This window comes from Pseudoalteromonas sp. NZS37 (assembly GCF_015864265.1).
Taxonomy (GTDB): domain Bacteria; phylum Pseudomonadota; class Gammaproteobacteria; order Enterobacterales; family Alteromonadaceae; genus Pseudoalteromonas; species Pseudoalteromonas arctica.
Genome location: NZ_JADYXL010000002.1, coordinates 461,575 through 478,930 on the forward strand (window position 1 = coordinate 461,575; position 17,356 = coordinate 478,930).

Consider the following 17,356-nt stretch of genomic DNA (forward strand, 5'->3'; position numbering starts at 1 on the left):
AAATTAATCAATATCTTTTGAATGAAGCGCTTTTAAAGCCAATACTTGCTCACGCAAATCGTCTGCTACTACTTTGTCAGCAGCAATCGGGGTACCTACTGCAACCGACACTAAAGAGCATTTTAATCGTGGTAGTTGCCACTTAGCTTTTCGGCTAAACATACTTCCCCACAGGCCCCCTAAATGCACAGGAATAACAGGCACAGGTGAGCGCTCAATAATGCGCTCGATTCCACGGCGAAAAATATCGATAGAGCCGTCACTGGTTAGTTTTCCTTCAGGGAAAATACCAACAAGTTCGCCTTTATTAAGCGCAGCAGCCACTTCGTCAAAGGCTTTTTTAAACGCTTCCGGATTGGTTTTTTCACTGTTAATGGGAATAGCTTTGGCCATTTTAAATAACCAATGTAGGGCTGGCGAATAATAAATAGGGGCAAATACCATAAATCGGATAGGCCTTGGTGATGCTGCTAAAATAAACATCCAATCGACAAAGCTCACGTGATTACACACTATAACGGCAGCGCCTTCATCTGGAATATTACTTTCACCTTTTGTACGCACTCTGTACATACAAATAGCTAAAATATATATAATAAATCGTAAAAAGAACTCTGGTACTTTGGTATAAATATAAACAGATATAAGTAAGTTTAGCCCAGCAAGTAACAGTAGCAACTCTGAAATACTCCACTGAAAAACAGACAGCGTTACAATACTTAAAACAGCACTGCCCACCATAAACAGTGCATTTAATACATTGTTAGCCGCTATAACTCGTGAGCGACTCGACTCTTCAGTACGCTGTTGAATAAGCGCATACAGCGGTACAGTGTAAAAACCAGAGCCAATACCAATGCCTGCCATCCATACAAAATGCCACAACATGTCGCCTGTTTTTAATAACTGATCAAGCGTCAATAATTCAAGGTTTTGAGGTAAATAAGAGCTAATGGCTGGCTCTTGGCTCAGTAAGTATAAAAACAAGGTAATTAAAATAGCGCCAAAAGGCACAATTCCTAATTCTATTCGAGAGCGAGAAAGCTTTTCACACAATAACGAACCAATAGCAATACTTAGTGAAAACACAACAAGCGCGCTAGTTACAACCAGTTCATCGCCGCCCATTGTGTGTTTTACATAATTTGGTAGGGACGTTAAAATAATTGCGCCAATTAACCAAAACCAACTGATCCCGAGGACTGATTTACCAACCGATTCTGTTTGCGAATTAAGTGCTGAAAATACATTTTTCGTGGATGAAAATATATTATAGGTAAATTTTAAGTTAGGCTCGTTTGCCTCACTAATGGGTATAAAGCGACTGCTCACATAACCCATAACAGCCAGTACTAATACGGCAATACTTATAAGCGTAGGCCCTACTGATTGAGTAATATAATAGGTGCCAAAAATTGTACCCATTAGTATCGCTACAAACGTGCCTGATTCAACCAAGCCATTCGCTTTTGTTAATTCGTTAGGGGCTACGTGCTGCGGTAAAATAGAGTATTTTAATGGACCAAAAAATGTACTTTGTACGCCCATTAAAAACACGGTGGCTAACATCAGCCAAACGTATTGCGTTAAAATCGAGACTGCCCCTACAACCATAATAGGGATTTCACATAGCTTTACGATTCTGATTAGTTTGGATTTTTCTGTTTTTTCAGCTAACTGCCCCGCTATCCCTGAAAATAAAAAGAAAGGTAGGATAAATAACCCAGCAGCAATATTTGAATAAAGTGCGCCATCAGCAAGCGTTGCAGCCTGGAATATCAATAAAATAAGCACTGATTGCTTATACACGTTATCGTTTATCGCTGAGAAAAACTGCGTAATAAAAAGCGGTAAAAAACGCTTACTACCCAGTAATGTACCTTGGTAGGGGTGATTATCTTTCATTGTATTCCTTACTAATTAGAGACATAGCCCAAAAATATATTATATCAATTTGTTTAATTAAATGATCTATTTTGAGGGCGAAAAAACGTGTTGATAGCTAGGCAAAAAATTCGCTATTTAGTTGTTCTAAATGAGAATTTTTTAACGCAGGTAGCGACACGTTTAGCCCCGCAAAATGATTAAGTATTATTGCGGATTGGTATTAGATTGCTTCTAAGCTTACCTTAAAAACAAAAAAGCCTACATAATTTAATCATGTAGGCTTTTATAATATCTTTTCAAATAGTGACTTAGAGTTAGTCTTGTGTAACTAAACGCCTGCCGCTAAAAGCATGCATAAGCGTTCTACCATCTACTAAATCAAGCTCGCCCCCCACAGGAATACCGTGAGCGATACGCGAAGCACCTACTTTATATTTATGACAAAGCTGAGCAATATAATGAGCTGTAGTATCGCCTTCAACGGTAGGGTTAGTCGCTAAAATAACCTCATTAATACCGCCTTGAGCAAGTTTTTGCTCTAAAACGTCTAAGCCAATTTCTTTAGGGCCGATACCGTCAATTGGCGATAAATGACCCATTAAAACAAAGTATAGCCCTAAATACTGACCTGTTTGCTCAATGGCAAGCACATCAGTAGGCGATTCAACAACACATAATATGCCGCTGTCTTGGCGTTTTGTACTTAAACAAATATCGCACTGAGCTTGTTCGCAAAAAGTACGACAAGACTGACAATGCCCTATGGCTGTCATTGCTTTAGTCAATGCATTGCCCAGCTGAGTGCCTCCTTTTCGGTCGCGCTCAAGCAAGTGAAAAGCAATACGTTGCGCTGACTTTGGACCAATGCCCGGTTGACAGCGCAGTGCTTCTATAAGCTGATTTAAACTATCTGAAAGTTGCATTATTTACTTAAAACGGCATTTTCATACCTGGTGGTAATTGCATACCGCCAGTTACTTTACCCATGCGCTCTTGTGTTTCTTCAGCAACACGGCGTACAGCATCGTTACATGCTGCTGCAAGTAAGTCTTCAATCATGTCTTTGTCGTCTTCCATAAGGCTTTCATCAAGCTGAACACGACGTACATTGTGGTTACCAAGCATGGTTACTTTCACTAAACCGGCACCGGCTTCGCCAACAACTTCTAATGTTGCGATTTCGTCTTGGGCTTTTTGCATGCGATCTTGCATTTGCTGCGCTTGCTTCATCATGTTGCCCATTCCACCTTTAAACATAACTTTCTCTCTTTCTTTTAATACATTAATTAACATGAACATAAGGGCGATTGTAAGTAATTACAATGCCTGAATACTGTTTTCGTCAATTTCGGCGCTAAATACTTGCTGAAATTGTACTATGTTTTCATCAGATGTGATCACATCGATTGCTTGTTGATGACGACCTGCATCAATTTTTTGCTGAATAAGATAAGGAGAGTCAATAACTCCCTTAGCAAAATTAATACTTAACGACACGTTATGCTCATAAATACTCGACAATGCGGCATCTAATCTTTGGCGAAGCATCGGTGTATCTAAATGCTTTTGTGATTCATCAACGTCTATATGTAAACTGTTGCCTTGCTTGGTAAATATTGAATGCAATGCAAATTGGCGCATACGACCACCCAGTCCCATACGTTTAATTAAATAAGCCCATTCATCTTGTTGATGTGCAAATCTAATTTCACTAATTGGGCTTTGAAAATCATCAGGGGCAGGAATACTTACTTCCTCTGGCACTATTTCAGGCGCTTTTTGAGGGTTTATTTGCTCAAGTAATTCTGGCGCAAGATTTTCAGTAATTGTTTGGTGCTTTGCTTTAAAATCAATCTTACTAGTTGGCTTTATGTTGGAGTGATTATGTGCCTGAGTTTGGCCCCCTGTTACTGGGAGCTCATGCTTTTTTTCACTCTCACCTTCGCTATCAGTTGCCCAAGGAGGGATATCGCCAGACGCATTACCTGAAGGGCTATTAAGCTCACTTGCACTTGTATCTGCACTACCTTGATGAACACTTTGGGCTTTAGGCATTCTTGGATGCTGTTCTGGCTTTTTAGCAGGCGCTTGGCTTGGCTGGACTGCTACATTATTTGCAGATGTACTTGTACTCTTGCCTGATAACCTACCCGCACCCGATATGTTTCTGTCGCGTAAAATACGAGCAATGGCAGATTGCGCCTGCGCTTCTTGTTCAGCTATTGGCGTACTTGCATTGTGATTTGCTAAGGGCTCTGGTGAAGACTCTGAGTTTGCAGTAGGTGCAGGTTTAAAACCCTGATCTACAGCGCTACTCATTATATCATCAAACTGCGAAGCTAACGTTTGCTCAGCATCACTATGTTGCATGTAAGCTTCATCTTCACTTTGGCGCTGGGCTTGAGCATCCGAAACAACATTGGTTTGTGGTTGATCATTAGCTGAAGCCTGTTGTTCAAAAGCGTTTTCACTTTGTTGAACCGGTTGCTCTACTGCAACTTGGGCAGGCTCATTATTACTTTGTACGACATCATTATTCGATGTCTGAGCGGCAACATTTGGTAAAGGCTCTATCTCAAGGGATTTAGGCTGCTCTGTATTGCTAACTGGCTTAGTATTATTTACAGGGACACTACTTTGGCTAGCTACAGTGTTTTGCGATGTTTTATTTTTATTTAATATATCTCGCAGTGCATTTGCACGGCCTTGTTTATTTGGGGCCGGCTCTTCGTTTACTGTGTGTACAGTTTGTTGAGCGTCTGTAGGCTTAAATGCTAATAATCTTAGCATTATCATTTCAAAACCTAAGCGAGGCTCTGGTGCCCATTGTAAATCTTTTTTACCATTTAACAGTAACTGATAATAAATTTGAATTTGTTGTGGGCTCGTATGTTGTGCAACATGAGCAATATAATCTACATTTTTTTCATCTAGCCCTGCCGCTTCTGGCACTAACTGGGTTAGTTGGGTCAAATGCGTAAGTGCAATTAAATCATCAAGCAATGCAACATAATTAGGATTACGACTTGCCACCTGTGCAATCTCATCCATTAGCGCAGCGCCATCTTGTGCAAGTAATGCTGCAAGCAAGCTTTGGCTATAATGAGTATCCATTAAACCAAGCATAGTTTGTACTGCTTGGTTATTAATATCACCATTTGTTTGTGCGATAGCTTGGTCGGTTAAGCTAAGTGCATCACGCATACTGCCATCAGCGGCTTTTGAAATAATACTAAGTGCATCGGTATCAAAGCTAAGCTGCTCTTGAGTAAGTACGTGTTCAAGCTGTGTTTTAATCTCACTTTGCGACAAGGCATTTAAGTTAAATTGTAAACAGCGAGATAAAATAGTAACTGGTAGTTTTTGAGGATCGGTCGTCGCCAATAAAAATTTCACATGCTCTGGTGGCTCTTCAAGCGTTTTCAAAAGCGCATTAAAGCTGTGCTTAGAAAGCATGTGAACTTCATCGATTAGGTATACTTTATAACGTCCACGTGTTGGCGCATATTGAACGTTATCGAGTATTTCGCGGGTGTCTTCTACTTTTGTTCGAGAAGCCGCATCTATTTCGAGCAAGTCAATGTAGCGCCCTGCTTCTATATCTAAACAGCTGCTACATTGGCCACACGGATTTGCAGATATACCTTCATCGCAATTTAAGCTTTTAGCAAAAATACGCGCAATAGTCGTTTTACCTACACCGCGGGTTCCAGTGAATAAATAAGCGTGATGCAGTCTATTTTGTGTAAGCGCATTTACAAGCGCTTGCTTAACATGAGACTGCCCAACCAATTCATGAAAGGTTTGAGGACGCCATTTTCTCGCTAGAACCTGATAACTCATCGATTACTCGCCTTCGAATTCAACCAATTTTAGGATTTTAATACCCATTTTTTTGATGCGCTGCTCGCCACCAAGTTCTGGTAGTGATACAACAAATGCAGCATCTGTGGCTTCGCCACCTAGTTTATGAACTAATTTAGCAGTGGCTTCAATTGTGCCGCCAGTTGCTAATAAGTCATCAACTAATAATACTTTATCGCCAGGTACAATTGCATCAACATGCAGCTCTAGCGTGTCTTCACCGTACTCAAGTAAGTAATCTTGACGAATAACTTCGCGTGGTAACTTACCTGGTTTACGAACTGGAATAAACGGAATGCCTAATGCGTAAGACAGTGGCGCACCAAAAATAAAGCCACGTGATTCTGTGCCAATTATTTTAGTAAAACCCTGATCTTTATATTCTGCGATAAACGCGTCAATAGTTGCTTTAAAGGCTTCTGGATTTGCCATTAAAGTGGTTACATCGCGAAACATGATGCCCGGCTTTGGATAATCAGCAATTGTAGTTATGCTGTTTTTGATAATTGCTGGTGTTACTTGAGTCATAATTTTAACTGCTCAATTGTTTATATTACAAAGCAGGTGATTATAACCTTAACTAACCTTTAATTGCGAGTTTGGCGTTACTATAAAAGAAGTATTAACTATGGGGGTGTAATTAAAATAAAGTGGTTCAAGGCTGAAGTAAGCAACAGCCTTAATAAACGCTATGCATTTTAAGTTAAGCTAGTGATCCAGCCTAATATTGCATTTAAACAACCAATCCCTGCAAATACAGCTAAGAAAGCAAGAAAATAAGTAGCATTGAACGGATCTTTAAAGTCTTTATCATCTGACATTGGTACAACCTTTTATTAAGCACGACAAATAAGGCTGCCATAATAGACGATGTAAAATCATCAATAAAGACCTTAATCTTGATTTTTTGTCACAATTACACCGCGTTCAACCATTGCATTGAGGGTAACCAATGCGCCTTGAGCAATTTGATCTGCATTAAACTGTGGTGCATGAGCGAATACCTGTTGGCAAACGTCGTCAAATGTCGCTCCATCACTTGCCTCAATAATTGATAGCAACAAAGCAGTCATCGCATTCGTAGCCAGAAATTGAACGTCATCATCTTCATCTCTATATACAACAAAATAATTAGGCTGAGGTGATGGCTCTTTTGGTATAAAGCGATTGCTAATATTTTGAACCGGAAATTGATAACTTAAATTTCTTGCCGTTTTCGATAAATACAAAGCAGAACTAGTAAGCGCTGTTGTTTGTAATTTTTGCTCTTGCTCATCTTCGTGTGCAATCGATACATCTAGCTCTACCCACTCATAATGTGCAAGTTCTAGCATAAACACGGGATCGTATCTTTTCATTTTATAATCACTTGATAAGTAATTAATAAACTCCCCTGCTATATCTAAAAAGTACGGCGAATAACAATCATATTCGCTAAAAAATTTGCGTACAAGGACCAGCCATTGCTTGTCTGTATATAAGGTTTTTAATACCGGAAAGCCTGATGATATAAAACCTTCAATGTTATTAAAAAATAGGTCGCGATAAATGGCCATACGTCTGTCTTCGATACCGCTGGGCTTTTTATTTTTTTTAGGCTCGCGAATATGCGCCATAAATTCGTTTTGTATTTCAATAAAGCTCATAACCAGGCACTCTTTTAATATTTATAAAGGCTTATATTAAGCTCGTTGTTTTGAAACCGTTGAAGTAATGTGTTTAGCTTGTAGCTCATGAATTATATCTAACTCTTTGGTTAAAATATTCATGGTAGGGATATTAAAATCGCGCTCAAGCAAGGTTGGAAATACGCCATGCACTTCATATGCTTTATCCAGTAGCTCCCACACAGGATCAATGACATCAGCACCATGTGTATCAACTATTAAGTCATCAGCCTCATTATAATGGCCTGCAACGTGCCCATAGGCAATACGATTAGAAGGCAGCCCAGTTAAAAACGATTGTGCGTTATAGCCATGATTAATCGAATTCACATAAATGTTATTCACATCCAGTAAAAGCTTGCAGTCTGCCTGCTCTAAAATGGTATTTGTAAATTCCAGCTCTGATAATTGCTGTCCAGGAGCGCCATAGTAAGAAACATTTTCTATCGCAATTTGCTGCCCAAGTATGTCTTGTACTTGTTTAATACGAGGGACAACATGTGCTATAGCATCTTGTGTAAACGGAATAGGCATTAAGTCATACATATGGCCTGTACCGGAACAGTAACTTAAGTGCTCACTGAAAATTTTTATATTGTGCTCTTCAAAAAAAACTTTTAAAGACTCAACAAATTCGACATCCAGTGGTTCGGGTGAACCGATAGACAGTGATAATCCATGACACACAAAATTATTTGCATCTGTTAATGTTCTAAATTGCTTTTTAAAGCGTCCACCTAGTTTTAACCAATTCTCTGGCGCAACTTCCAAAAAATCTACTTGATTAGGTACGTGTTCAAGCAGTTCATCAAGCATTTCTCGTCGTAGGCCAAGGCCCACCATCCCGAAATCTGTACTCTGGATTTGTGTCATAACTACCTCTAACTTATCAAAAAAGGGCCTTAAGGCCCTTTTAGCATAACTTATTTAGAATAAGATATTAACGACCGCCACATTTACCTTCGCCGCACTTACCTTCTTTTTTAGTTTTTTTAGCATCGCCGCCGCATTTACCTTCACCACATTTGCCTTCTGTTTTAGCTTTTGCATCTTTTGCATCGCCGCCACATTTACCTTCACCACACTTGCCTTCTGTTTTAGCTTTTGCATCTTTTGCGTCGCCGCCACATTTACCTTCGCCGCACTTACCTTCTGTTTTAGCTTTTGCATCTTTAGCATCGCCGCCACATTTACCTTCGCCGCACTTACCTTCTGTTTTAGCTTTTGCATCTTTTGCATCGCCGCCACATTTACCTTCGCCGCACTTACCTTCTGTTTTAGCTTTTACATCTTTAGCATCGCCGCCACATTTACCTTCACCACACTTACCTTCTTTAGCGTCTAGTTGGTAACCTGTCACTAATTGTTGAAACTCAAATGGGTTGGCTTGTACATCTGCAGATACAAAGCTTGCAGAGCCAACAACTACTGCACCTAAAGTTAACGCGATTGTATTTTTTTTAACTGTATTCATTTTGTGACTCTCTTTAATCAAGTATTGTAAATCTCAGCAATAAAAATGTATTTTAAATTGCTTGTATGCTTAAGTAGACCTGTACGAGAATAAAAACTTTCATTTATTTTCATAATATTTACTTTTGCGGTTTCTACATTAAATATGGTTGGTAATTACAGATTTATCAATGTGTGATTTACAGGTAAACTATGCGTCCAGTTTTTTATCAAAATTAATCACTTTATGAAACTTGTTTTAGCACCTATGGAAGGTGTCGTTGATTTTAAAATGCGCCAATTACTCACAGACATTGGTGGGTTCGATTTGTGCGTTACCGAGTTTGTAAGAGTGGTTGAAACATGCTTACCTGATAAAGTTTTTCATCGATTTTGCCCTGAACTACATAATAATGGATTTACGCGAGCAGGTACTCCTGTGCGTGTTCAATTACTCGGCCAAGAAGCAAATCCGTTAGCCGAAAATGCAGTAAGAGCAATTGCTTTAGGATCTCATGGGGTCGACCTTAACTTTGGTTGCCCAGCAAAAACCGTTAATCGTAGTCGAGGGGGTGCTGTACTGCTTAAAGATCCTGACCACATGTATACGATTATTAAAGCAGTCCGAGATGCTGTAGATGATAAACATGAAGTAAGTGCAAAAATTCGCTTAGGCTTTGATGACGACAGTAACAGCCAAGAAATTGTTGATGCTGTGGTAAGCGCAGGCGCAAATAGTGTAGCTATACACGCCAGAACCAAACGTGATGGTTATAACCCGCCAGCTTATTGGGAAAAAATTCCACCAATAATAAAAGATAAAAATATTGCCGTTGTTGCCAATGGTGAAATTTGGCAAGTTGAGGACGCAATGCTTTGCCAAAAACGAAGTGGATGTACTGATTTGATGCTTGGTCGTGGCGCCCTTTCGCACCCTGATTTAGCAAAAAAAATTAAAGCTCATGTAAATAATGAACAATATGATGGCCTTCAATGGGAGCATATTATTTATCACTTAATCCACTCTGCTATTCATCAAGACCCTGCAAAAGATGAGAAGTATTTTGCTTCTCGTACAAAGCAATGGCTAGGTTACCTTAAACGCCAATACCCGCAAGCGATCGATTTATTTGATGAAATCAGGCGTTTAAAAAGTAAAGAAGATGTGGCAAGCGTATTAAATAAATACGCCAAAGCACCGCAACTTGATTCAAATCATAACGGCTAACCTAAAGCCTCTAGATAATATCAGTATAACGTGAAGCCAATTTAATAAGGTTGTACTGATAATGCATCATCAAAAAAGACTAAACGATGAAATAGCACAAATTAAATTAAATATATTAACTATGCTTTCTAAATCAGCCTACCCTACACATCAGCATTTAATACAAATTTTAGATAATACAGCAAACAATGAATGGTTAGACTGTGCAGCAGAGAAGCTAGGTCCTGAGTATGCGTTTTTGATCAGTCGCATGACTAAATTAGAAGCGGCGGTCAGCCAAATAGAAATTGGGCAATATGGCTACTGCTGCGACTGTGAAGAAAAAATACCAGCCAAATCACTTGAACTAGACCCCGCAACTCAACGGTGTACAAAGTGCGCACAATAAGCGCACTTTCAAATCATTATATAATTTGTTGTATAAAGCTAAATGATTGCCCTGGGTAGAGTATGATATCTTCAACTAAATATTGAGCCTCTTCTTGGGTGATTTCTAAGCGTTTCATAAGGTTTACCTTCGCCTGTGGCAAAGTCCACGCATGGTAATGAATGCCAATATCTGATTCCATCATTACAAGCATCAATGTTTTATCTTTATCAGACATGTTCATATTGCTCGCCATTGCAGGTAAGTCTTGATAATCAGCCTGCCAATCAAGCCCTTCAATTAATTTTTCATCCGATAGATACTGCACTAAAAACGATTTTTTATGAGAAATAGACAATTTACTGTCGAATGCAACACGATCTAATACTTTTATATTTTCATTTAAAATAGTAACCCACTCTAGCGGTGAATGTACTTCGCCACTGAAGTAATTAAGTTTGCTCTGATACCACTGTGACCCATTTGGCAGGCCTCTCAGACCAACACTACCTCTAGGCTTATAACTAGTTAAATAATCGCTAAAAGCTCTTATATGACTCTTAAGCGCTGGTTGAACGTCATTACTACCTATCGCACTCAATACATAGCTTTGTAGTAGTGTGAGCTCAATTTTATTCAGCTTTAAATTGCTTTGTTTAGCACTGTCTAGCGTATCTTGGGTTAACTTAAGCCAAGTAATAATATTATCCGGCGTACTTTTTGACCCCTCAAAAGCAAGCATGTTTTTTAATACGTCTACTTGAGCCGGCCAATTAAAATAGCGCTCAGGAAAGCGCTCTGCAATAACCAAGTAGTTTACTTGTGCAATTTGATTGAGATTAAGCTCCATACCCATTAGGTTCTGATAAATAGTATGACGTTTAACTAAATACGCATCAGAAAATACCAATTGCTCTTTAGTAATCCTATCGATTTTTTTAGCGTCTGGTTGTACAAGTGCCATGTTTAAAGTTTTTAAAGCAACTTGTGCGTCTTCAAATGACTCATAAGGTTGAGGCTGCTTTGAACATGCAGCTAAAAATAAGCACAGTAGTAATGAAAAAGAGAGCTTTTTATACATAGTAGTTCCAATAAAAAAAGCCCCAGAGGGGCTTTTTATAAGTTGCTTTAGCTAATTAAAATTAAATTTTAACACCGTTGCGAGCGGCTTTATCTTTAATATATGTAGACCAACCTTTTGCAAACTTACGTGTGCGAGGGTCATCCATAGCTTTAGTAATTGCAGCATATGCTTGCTTATACTTACCTTGATAATAATACGCTTCAGCTAAATCTGAATAAATAGTACCTTTTTTGTCAGAGCCAAGCTCTAATGCTTTGTTCAAACGAACAACAGCAGCACTGAATTTTTCAGATTGTAAAAGTAATGAACCAGCTTTACGATAAAGTTCAGCGTCGTCATCAAATTTAGCAGCTTCTTCGTAGTACTTAGCAGCTTTTTCTAGATCTTTAGAGCGATGATAATTACTAGCAATCGCGTTAATATTCTGCTTTGTACGTTTTACTTTTTCACTCTTAATGGCCTTTTCTAGCGTTACAGCTGCTCTAAAAGGGATCTCGTTTAGAGAGTAAAAGTTAGATAAGACTTTATAATCAACTTCATTTTCAAAGTAACCGTTCTTGTAAGCAACTTCCATCGTTGCTAAACCTTTAGAATAATCCTCAGTTTGTAGGTAATATTTACCTAAACCAATCCAAGCTTTTTTATCATCAGGCCATACACGAACAATCTCTTCGCCAACTTTAACCATACTTGCATAATCTTTAAGTTCAAAGTATGCAGCTAGTTTTAGTTGGAAAGGGCCTTTATTTGGCTCTTTTTGAAGTTTAATTGCCTTATCTGCTGGTTCAAAAACATCACGAAACTGCTCTAACTGGAAATTAGCTTGGGCAATACGTGTGTAAACCGTAGGGTCTTCTTGGCCAGTGAAGTCCATCCAAGCTACATAAGCTTTTTTGGCTTCTTGATACTTTTCAGTACCGGCGTATAAATCGCCTAACAGTTTTAGAGTTTGTTCTTGATCAGCAAAGTTTAAAACATCAGGGGCAACTGCTTGTTTAGAATATTTAATTGCTTCGTCATACTTTTCTTTTTGCGCGTACATGCTACCTAAGTAACGATTTACAGTCGCTTTATCAAAGTCATTCGAAGCATCAATCTCTCTAAGCAACACAATTGCTTCATCAACTTTTTCTTCATTGTACAAGTCAAATGCTTTAATTACCTTTTTACCAGTACGCTCGCCCATGATTTTAGTTTTTGCTTTTTTACGCTCTTCAATTTTTGCGTAATCTGGCGCTGCTAAAACAGATGCACTTAAAGTAGCACCAGTCACAGACATAAGAATCGCAAGAGCAGTTACTTTAGAAAAATTTCTCATTACTCGCCTCCTTAGTTGCCTTGGTTAAGTTTAAAGTCTAATTGAACTTGTAAACCTGGTTGTTTCTGTGGTTTTCCGTCAATGATCTTAGGACGGTACTTCCATTTACGCAATGCGCGTTTAGCTTCACGGTCAAAGATACGTTTCGGATCTGCGTCAATTACTTCAACGTCAATCACTCCACCTAACTCATCAATTGTGAATGAAAGTTGTACCCAACCTTCTTTGCCATCACGTGCTGCTTGCGTTGGATATTTTGGTTCTATACGAACGATAGGTGTCGCATCACCATCTCGTCCAAATGCACCAGGACCACTTAATCCACCAGCTGAACTACCTATATCGATACTACCCATATTAAATGACATAGCACCAGGATTAGGGTTATTATTTTCCGGCTGTGGCGGCTGCGGTTTAGGCGGCTGCTTTGGCGGTGGTGGAGGAGGAGGCGGTACACGCTTCCTCTCCTGCACCTTAGATTCAGGCGGATTCGTCATTATTTCGACTATGATCTGCTCTTTTTGTTCCGTATTACGGTCAGCCCCACCAGAGATGAGGAAGGCCATGAAGTAGAACAAGCCGAAAGTAACTGCCCCACCTGCAATCAGTGAAAACAGAAAACGAATCATTACTGATCTCCAGCTATTGAAATTCTAAGGTTGTCACCCGTCGCTTTAATCTGGTCCATAACTTTAACCACTGTGCCGTGTTTAGCTTCTTTATCAGCTTGTATAATCACAACTTCAGTAGGTTGTTCTGCTAATAAACTTTCGATTTTTGCTGAAATACGTTCAACATCAATTTGTTGTTTATCAACCCAGATTTCGCCGTTACTACGAATAGCAATAAAAATGTTAGCATTTTTTTGCTTAGTAGCTTGGGCAGCTTTTGGTTTATTGACCTCGATACCAGCCTCTTTAACGAACGATGTAGTTACGATAAAGAAAATAAGCATGATAAATACGATGTCAAGCATTGGCGTCATATCAACCGCTGCTTCTTCTTCTTCACGAAAACGTTGTTTACGTGCCATATTTAATTCTCTCTCTAGTGATGAGGCATACTATCAATAAGTTTGGCTTTCACCATTTTAGCTTTTGTCTCAAGACGTGAGCTAAAAAATACTCCAGATAGTGCCGCAACCATTCCAGCCATTGTTGGGATTGTTGCCATTGAAATACCTGATGCCATTAAGCGTGCATTACCCGTACCCTGGTTGGCCATGGTTTCAAAAACCGAGATCATACCAGTAACAGTACCAAGTAAGCCTATTAAAGGACAAACAGCTACTAATGTCTTAATCAACAACATACGCTGATCTAATTTTTCAGACGCTTCAGAAATCCATGCTTCACGGATTCTGTGTGCGTACCAAGACGTAGTGTCTTGGCGGGCATCCCACTTTGCTACAATTTCTTTCGCTGTGCGAGGAAACTCTGCAAGTAGAAACCAATAGCGCTCAATCATTAAAACCCACATCAGAAAGAGTGCTATCGCGACCACGTATAAAACCTGGCCGCCTGTGCCAACAAAATCCCTGATAGATTCCCATATCTCCATCAGGACTAGCATTAGGCTTTCTCCTTCTCCGCGTGAGTAGCAACGATACCCGCGCTTTGCTCATCAAGGATGTGTAATACCGACTTACTACGACCAGCTACAAGAGCATGAAGTAGAATTAGTGGTAATGCAGCAATTAGACCTAGCGCTGTAGTTACAAGTGCTAGAGAGATGTTACCTGCCATGATCTTCGGATCACCCGTACCGAACAATGTGATTGTTTGGAACGTTAAGATCATACCGATTACTGTACCTAGTAGACCTAGTAACGGTGCGATTGCAGCAAGAATCTTAATTATGTTGATACCAGCTTCGATGCGTGGCGTTTCACGTAGAATCGCTTCATCAAGTTTAAGCTCAAGGTTTTCAACATCTTGATTCTTGTTGTCATGGTACACTTTAAGAATACGACCCAGTGGGTTATTTGTATTCGGTGTAGCAACATTTTTAAGCTGGCTCTTAATCTTACTAGTAGTAAGTGTAAGGTCAACAAAGCGAATTAGAGTAATTAGCATACCTAAAGCTAGTAAAGCTGTAATGATATAACCAACTACGCCACCTTGATGGAAGTATTCCATAAGTGTCGCTTTTTGAGTGTTGATACGTAAGATAGCACCACGAGTCGGATCGATATAAACACCAGCGTAGTTATCTGGTGATGTATTTTCAAGATCAGTGATACCGTCTAAAATATAGCTATCAGGCTGTTTACCTAGAGGCTGAATAGACTTAGTTTCTGGTGAATAAATTAAGTAACCATCGTCTGTAACTAAGTTAAAGTTACCGATACGCGTTACTTTCTTCATTGACGGGTTACCGTCAAGACCAGCAACTTCAGTTTCAAAAGTTGAAACTTTAGCTGATTCAGTCATTTCTGTTTGAAGTGAAATCCAAAGTTCTTCAAGTTCGCGAACTGTAGGAAGTTCTTTAGCAGCAGCTAATGAACGTAAGATTTCTGCACGGCCAGGTTTCTCAGCACTAACTAGTGATGCTTCGATAGAACCGATAGCGTCTTGAGCTGCACGACGTACAACACCAAACATCTCACCCAAAGTACCTTGAGCACTTTGAAGAGCTGCTTCTTTTTCAGCTAACGTGTTTTCATTTTGTGCATATTGCTTAGTTAAGCTTTCACCACGAGACTTCTCAGAAGCAAGTTGGCTTTTAGCTTTATTAAGTAAAGATTGCTTGTCAGCACGATCTGATAAGAACTCTTGTTCACGTTTCTTATCGATTTTACCTTCAGAGATACGCTCTTGCTTTACTTGCTCAAGTATTTTATCTAGAGCTCCAGTATTTGCATGTGCATTTAACGCGGTACCTGCAGAAACAGTTAGTACTGCGGCAACAGCAAAACCTTTAAATAGTTTCTTCATTATTGATTACTCCGCGCCAAAGATAGGTAGTTTAACAAGTTCTAATGTCGCTTGCTTACGCGCCATACGAATAACTTCTTTAACAGGTTTTAGGTATTCTTCACCTAATTTTTTCCACTGTTTAGTGTTGTTATCCCACACCCAAGCATGTTTCAAGTCAAAAGACTGAGCAACGTAAGTAATACGACCTAACTGACCGATATCAACGTTAATACTTTTGCCATCAACTTCTAGTGTACCTTGTGAAGCAGATACAAGTGAGCTGTATGCTGTTTCAATAGTGTAAGCTTCAAGTACTTGACGGAATTTTTCAGACGTCGTTACAGACGCAGAAACCATGATTTCACGTAGTCTTTCAACACGTCCTAAACGCGTCTCTAGATTAAATGGAACGTCCGCTTTGATGAATTGCTCAAGCGTATCGATCATGCGATACATCAAAGGCACAACGTTTTGTTTCGTGTTATCAATCGTAGCGATTTGACGATCAAACGATTCAATAGACGCGTTTTGGCTATCAACCAAGCGCGACACGTGATCGTTATACACTTTCATAAGTTCAGTCTCATCAACAACGCTACGGTACTCAGCGATTAGCTCCTGAGTTTGACCATATACATTGTCAATTTTAGTTTGAGACTTAACCGCAGCCTTTTGAATTTGTTGACCTGCTTTTTGCACGTCATTCAAAGGATCTGCAATCACATTGCTGCTTGCAAATGCAAATGCGCCAACCAACGCAGTTGCTACAAGACTCTTTCTGATTTTAACAGACATAGTTCCCAACCAATTAAGTAATGTTACTTTTATAATTTAATTATCCTCCGAAGAGAACAACCCTGATATCTTTTAATAGATATCAACCTTCCAATAATGCTAAATGCAATTAGCGCTGTCAACTTGATGTTTACTAATCTCTGCAAATAAATAGCTAAGTTAATGCTTAAACAAAAGTACTAGCACACAACTGTTAACATTATTGCAACTAAGCTTTTGCTTAATATTTCGATTAAAGCCTTTTGAGGGGTGTATTTATTCGCATTGTACTGACATAAAACAACATTATTGCAACATTTAGCCAAAGCTGAATTCGCACTGAAAAAAAACAAAAAAAAATATAGATAGATATAACAAAAGTTATTTTTTAAACGATTTCAGCACATTTTATCTCCCCAATAACACTTCATCTGAAAAAACAAACCATTTGTCGCACAAAAAAACAACACTGGATAATCTCTAATACCGCTCACCTTGCTTTATGCACGCAATACCTAAAGCCATTTATAAAACGTGTTTCCCATAAATAGTAATAATAAGTTTCTTTTAGCAAGGCCTGAAATAGCCAAATAGCTTTCGATAATTAGACGAGTTACATTTACCGCTTTAGAGTGCTCATTAATACTATTTAACAGTTAAATTTATTTAGTAACAAAGTTAATCACAAAAAGTTGCTCAACTTTAATAATAATGGACTATAAATGATGCCTAACGCTTCCATAATAAGCTATCAGAGGCCTATAGAGGTTCCCTTGCCCATTTATAGTTAAAGTACA

The 17,356-nt window shown here is 39.0% G+C and carries 18 protein-coding genes; 2 read left to right on the forward strand and 16 right to left on the reverse strand.

Going from position 1 to position 17,356, the window contains the following annotated elements:
- Positions 1-3 precede the first annotated feature (3 nt).
- From I6F47_RS05355 to I6F47_RS05390, 9 genes are all read right to left on the reverse strand, one after another.
- The gene (locus tag I6F47_RS05355; protein ID WP_197183478.1) at positions 4-1,905 is read right to left on the reverse strand and encodes an MFS transporter; all 1,902 of its coding nucleotides are present in this window, start codon (positions 1,903-1,905) and stop codon (positions 4-6) included.
- A gap of 296 nt (positions 1,906-2,201) precedes the next feature.
- Positions 2,202-2,810: a recombination mediator RecR gene (gene recR / locus I6F47_RS05360; RefSeq protein ID WP_008165968.1), complete on the reverse strand. Its 609-nt coding sequence runs from the start codon at positions 2,808-2,810 to the stop codon at positions 2,202-2,204.
- A 7-nt stretch (positions 2,811-2,817) separates the two neighbouring features.
- Positions 2,818-3,144: a YbaB/EbfC family nucleoid-associated protein gene (locus tag I6F47_RS05365; RefSeq protein WP_002962306.1), complete on the reverse strand. Its 327-nt coding sequence runs from the start codon at positions 3,142-3,144 to the stop codon at positions 2,818-2,820.
- A gap of 60 nt (positions 3,145-3,204) precedes the next feature.
- Positions 3,205-5,730: a DNA polymerase III subunit gamma/tau gene (gene dnaX / locus I6F47_RS05370; protein ID WP_197183479.1), complete on the reverse strand. Its 2,526-nt coding sequence runs from the start codon at positions 5,728-5,730 to the stop codon at positions 3,205-3,207.
- A gap of 3 nt (positions 5,731-5,733) precedes the next feature.
- Positions 5,734-6,279, reverse strand: a complete 546-nt coding sequence (gene apt / locus I6F47_RS05375) for an adenine phosphoribosyltransferase (RefSeq protein ID WP_007584093.1) — start codon at positions 6,277-6,279, stop codon at positions 5,734-5,736.
- Positions 6,280-6,449: 170 nt separating this feature from the next.
- Positions 6,450-6,572 carry a hypothetical protein gene (locus I6F47_RS20665; RefSeq protein WP_002962301.1) on the reverse strand — a complete coding sequence of 41 codons (123 nt, stop codon included), beginning with the start codon at positions 6,570-6,572 and terminating at the stop codon, positions 6,450-6,452.
- A gap of 72 nt (positions 6,573-6,644) precedes the next feature.
- A complete protein-coding gene (locus I6F47_RS05380; protein ID WP_197183480.1) occupies positions 6,645-7,397 on the reverse strand; it encodes an HvfC family RiPP maturation protein in 753 nt (250 codons plus the stop codon).
- 36 nt (positions 7,398-7,433) lie between these two features.
- Positions 7,434-8,291, reverse strand: a complete 858-nt coding sequence (locus I6F47_RS05385; RefSeq protein ID WP_197183481.1) for an HvfB family MNIO-type RiPP peptide maturase — start codon at positions 8,289-8,291, stop codon at positions 7,434-7,436.
- Positions 8,292-8,358: 67 nt separating this feature from the next.
- Positions 8,359-8,892, reverse strand: coding sequence for an HvfA family oxazolone/thioamide-modified RiPP metallophore (locus I6F47_RS05390; RefSeq protein WP_197183482.1), 534 nt, complete (start codon positions 8,890-8,892; stop codon positions 8,359-8,361).
- 225 nt (positions 8,893-9,117) lie between these two features.
- Here I6F47_RS05390 and I6F47_RS05395 point away from each other — a divergent pair, with 225 nt between their 5' ends.
- Both I6F47_RS05395 and I6F47_RS05400 read left to right on the forward strand, forming a co-directional pair.
- Positions 9,118-10,098 (forward strand): tRNA-dihydrouridine synthase, encoded by a 981-nt coding sequence (locus tag I6F47_RS05395; protein WP_007583877.1) that lies wholly within the window; start codon positions 9,118-9,120, stop codon positions 10,096-10,098.
- A gap of 61 nt (positions 10,099-10,159) precedes the next feature.
- Positions 10,160-10,486: a TraR/DksA C4-type zinc finger protein gene (locus I6F47_RS05400; RefSeq protein ID WP_024590816.1), complete on the forward strand. Its 327-nt coding sequence runs from the start codon at positions 10,160-10,162 to the stop codon at positions 10,484-10,486.
- A 16-nt stretch (positions 10,487-10,502) separates the two neighbouring features.
- Here the strand turns inward: I6F47_RS05400 and I6F47_RS05405 are convergent, their stop codons facing one another.
- The 7 genes from I6F47_RS05405 to I6F47_RS05435 all read right to left on the reverse strand — a co-directional run bounded on the left by I6F47_RS05405 (position 10,503) and on the right by I6F47_RS05435 (position 16,580).
- Positions 10,503-11,546: a hypothetical protein gene (locus I6F47_RS05405; RefSeq protein ID WP_197183483.1), complete on the reverse strand. Its 1,044-nt coding sequence runs from the start codon at positions 11,544-11,546 to the stop codon at positions 10,503-10,505.
- 61 nt (positions 11,547-11,607) lie between these two features.
- The gene (locus I6F47_RS05410) at positions 11,608-12,867 is read right to left on the reverse strand and encodes a tetratricopeptide repeat protein (RefSeq protein WP_165725919.1); all 1,260 of its coding nucleotides are present in this window, start codon (positions 12,865-12,867) and stop codon (positions 11,608-11,610) included.
- An 11-nt stretch (positions 12,868-12,878) separates the two neighbouring features.
- A complete protein-coding gene (locus I6F47_RS05415) occupies positions 12,879-13,496 on the reverse strand; it encodes an energy transducer TonB (RefSeq protein ID WP_197111512.1) in 618 nt (205 codons plus the stop codon).
- A complete protein-coding gene (locus I6F47_RS05420) occupies positions 13,496-13,900 on the reverse strand; it encodes an ExbD/TolR family protein (RefSeq protein ID WP_007583867.1) in 405 nt (134 codons plus the stop codon). Before I6F47_RS05420 ends, I6F47_RS05415 begins: the two co-directional genes overlap by 1 nt.
- 14 nt (positions 13,901-13,914) lie before the next feature.
- A complete protein-coding gene (locus I6F47_RS05425) occupies positions 13,915-14,439 on the reverse strand; it encodes a MotA/TolQ/ExbB proton channel family protein (protein WP_002961709.1) in 525 nt (174 codons plus the stop codon).
- Complete coding sequence (locus tag I6F47_RS05430; protein ID WP_007583865.1) at positions 14,439-15,803, reverse strand: MotA/TolQ/ExbB proton channel family protein; 1,365 nt, start codon at positions 15,801-15,803, stop codon at positions 14,439-14,441. The genes I6F47_RS05425 and I6F47_RS05430 overlap by 1 nt, the downstream gene beginning before the upstream one ends.
- A 6-nt stretch (positions 15,804-15,809) precedes the next feature.
- Positions 15,810-16,580: a DUF3450 domain-containing protein gene (locus I6F47_RS05435; RefSeq protein WP_010553386.1), complete on the reverse strand. Its 771-nt coding sequence runs from the start codon at positions 16,578-16,580 to the stop codon at positions 15,810-15,812.
- Between the last annotated feature and the right edge of the window lie 776 nt (positions 16,581-17,356).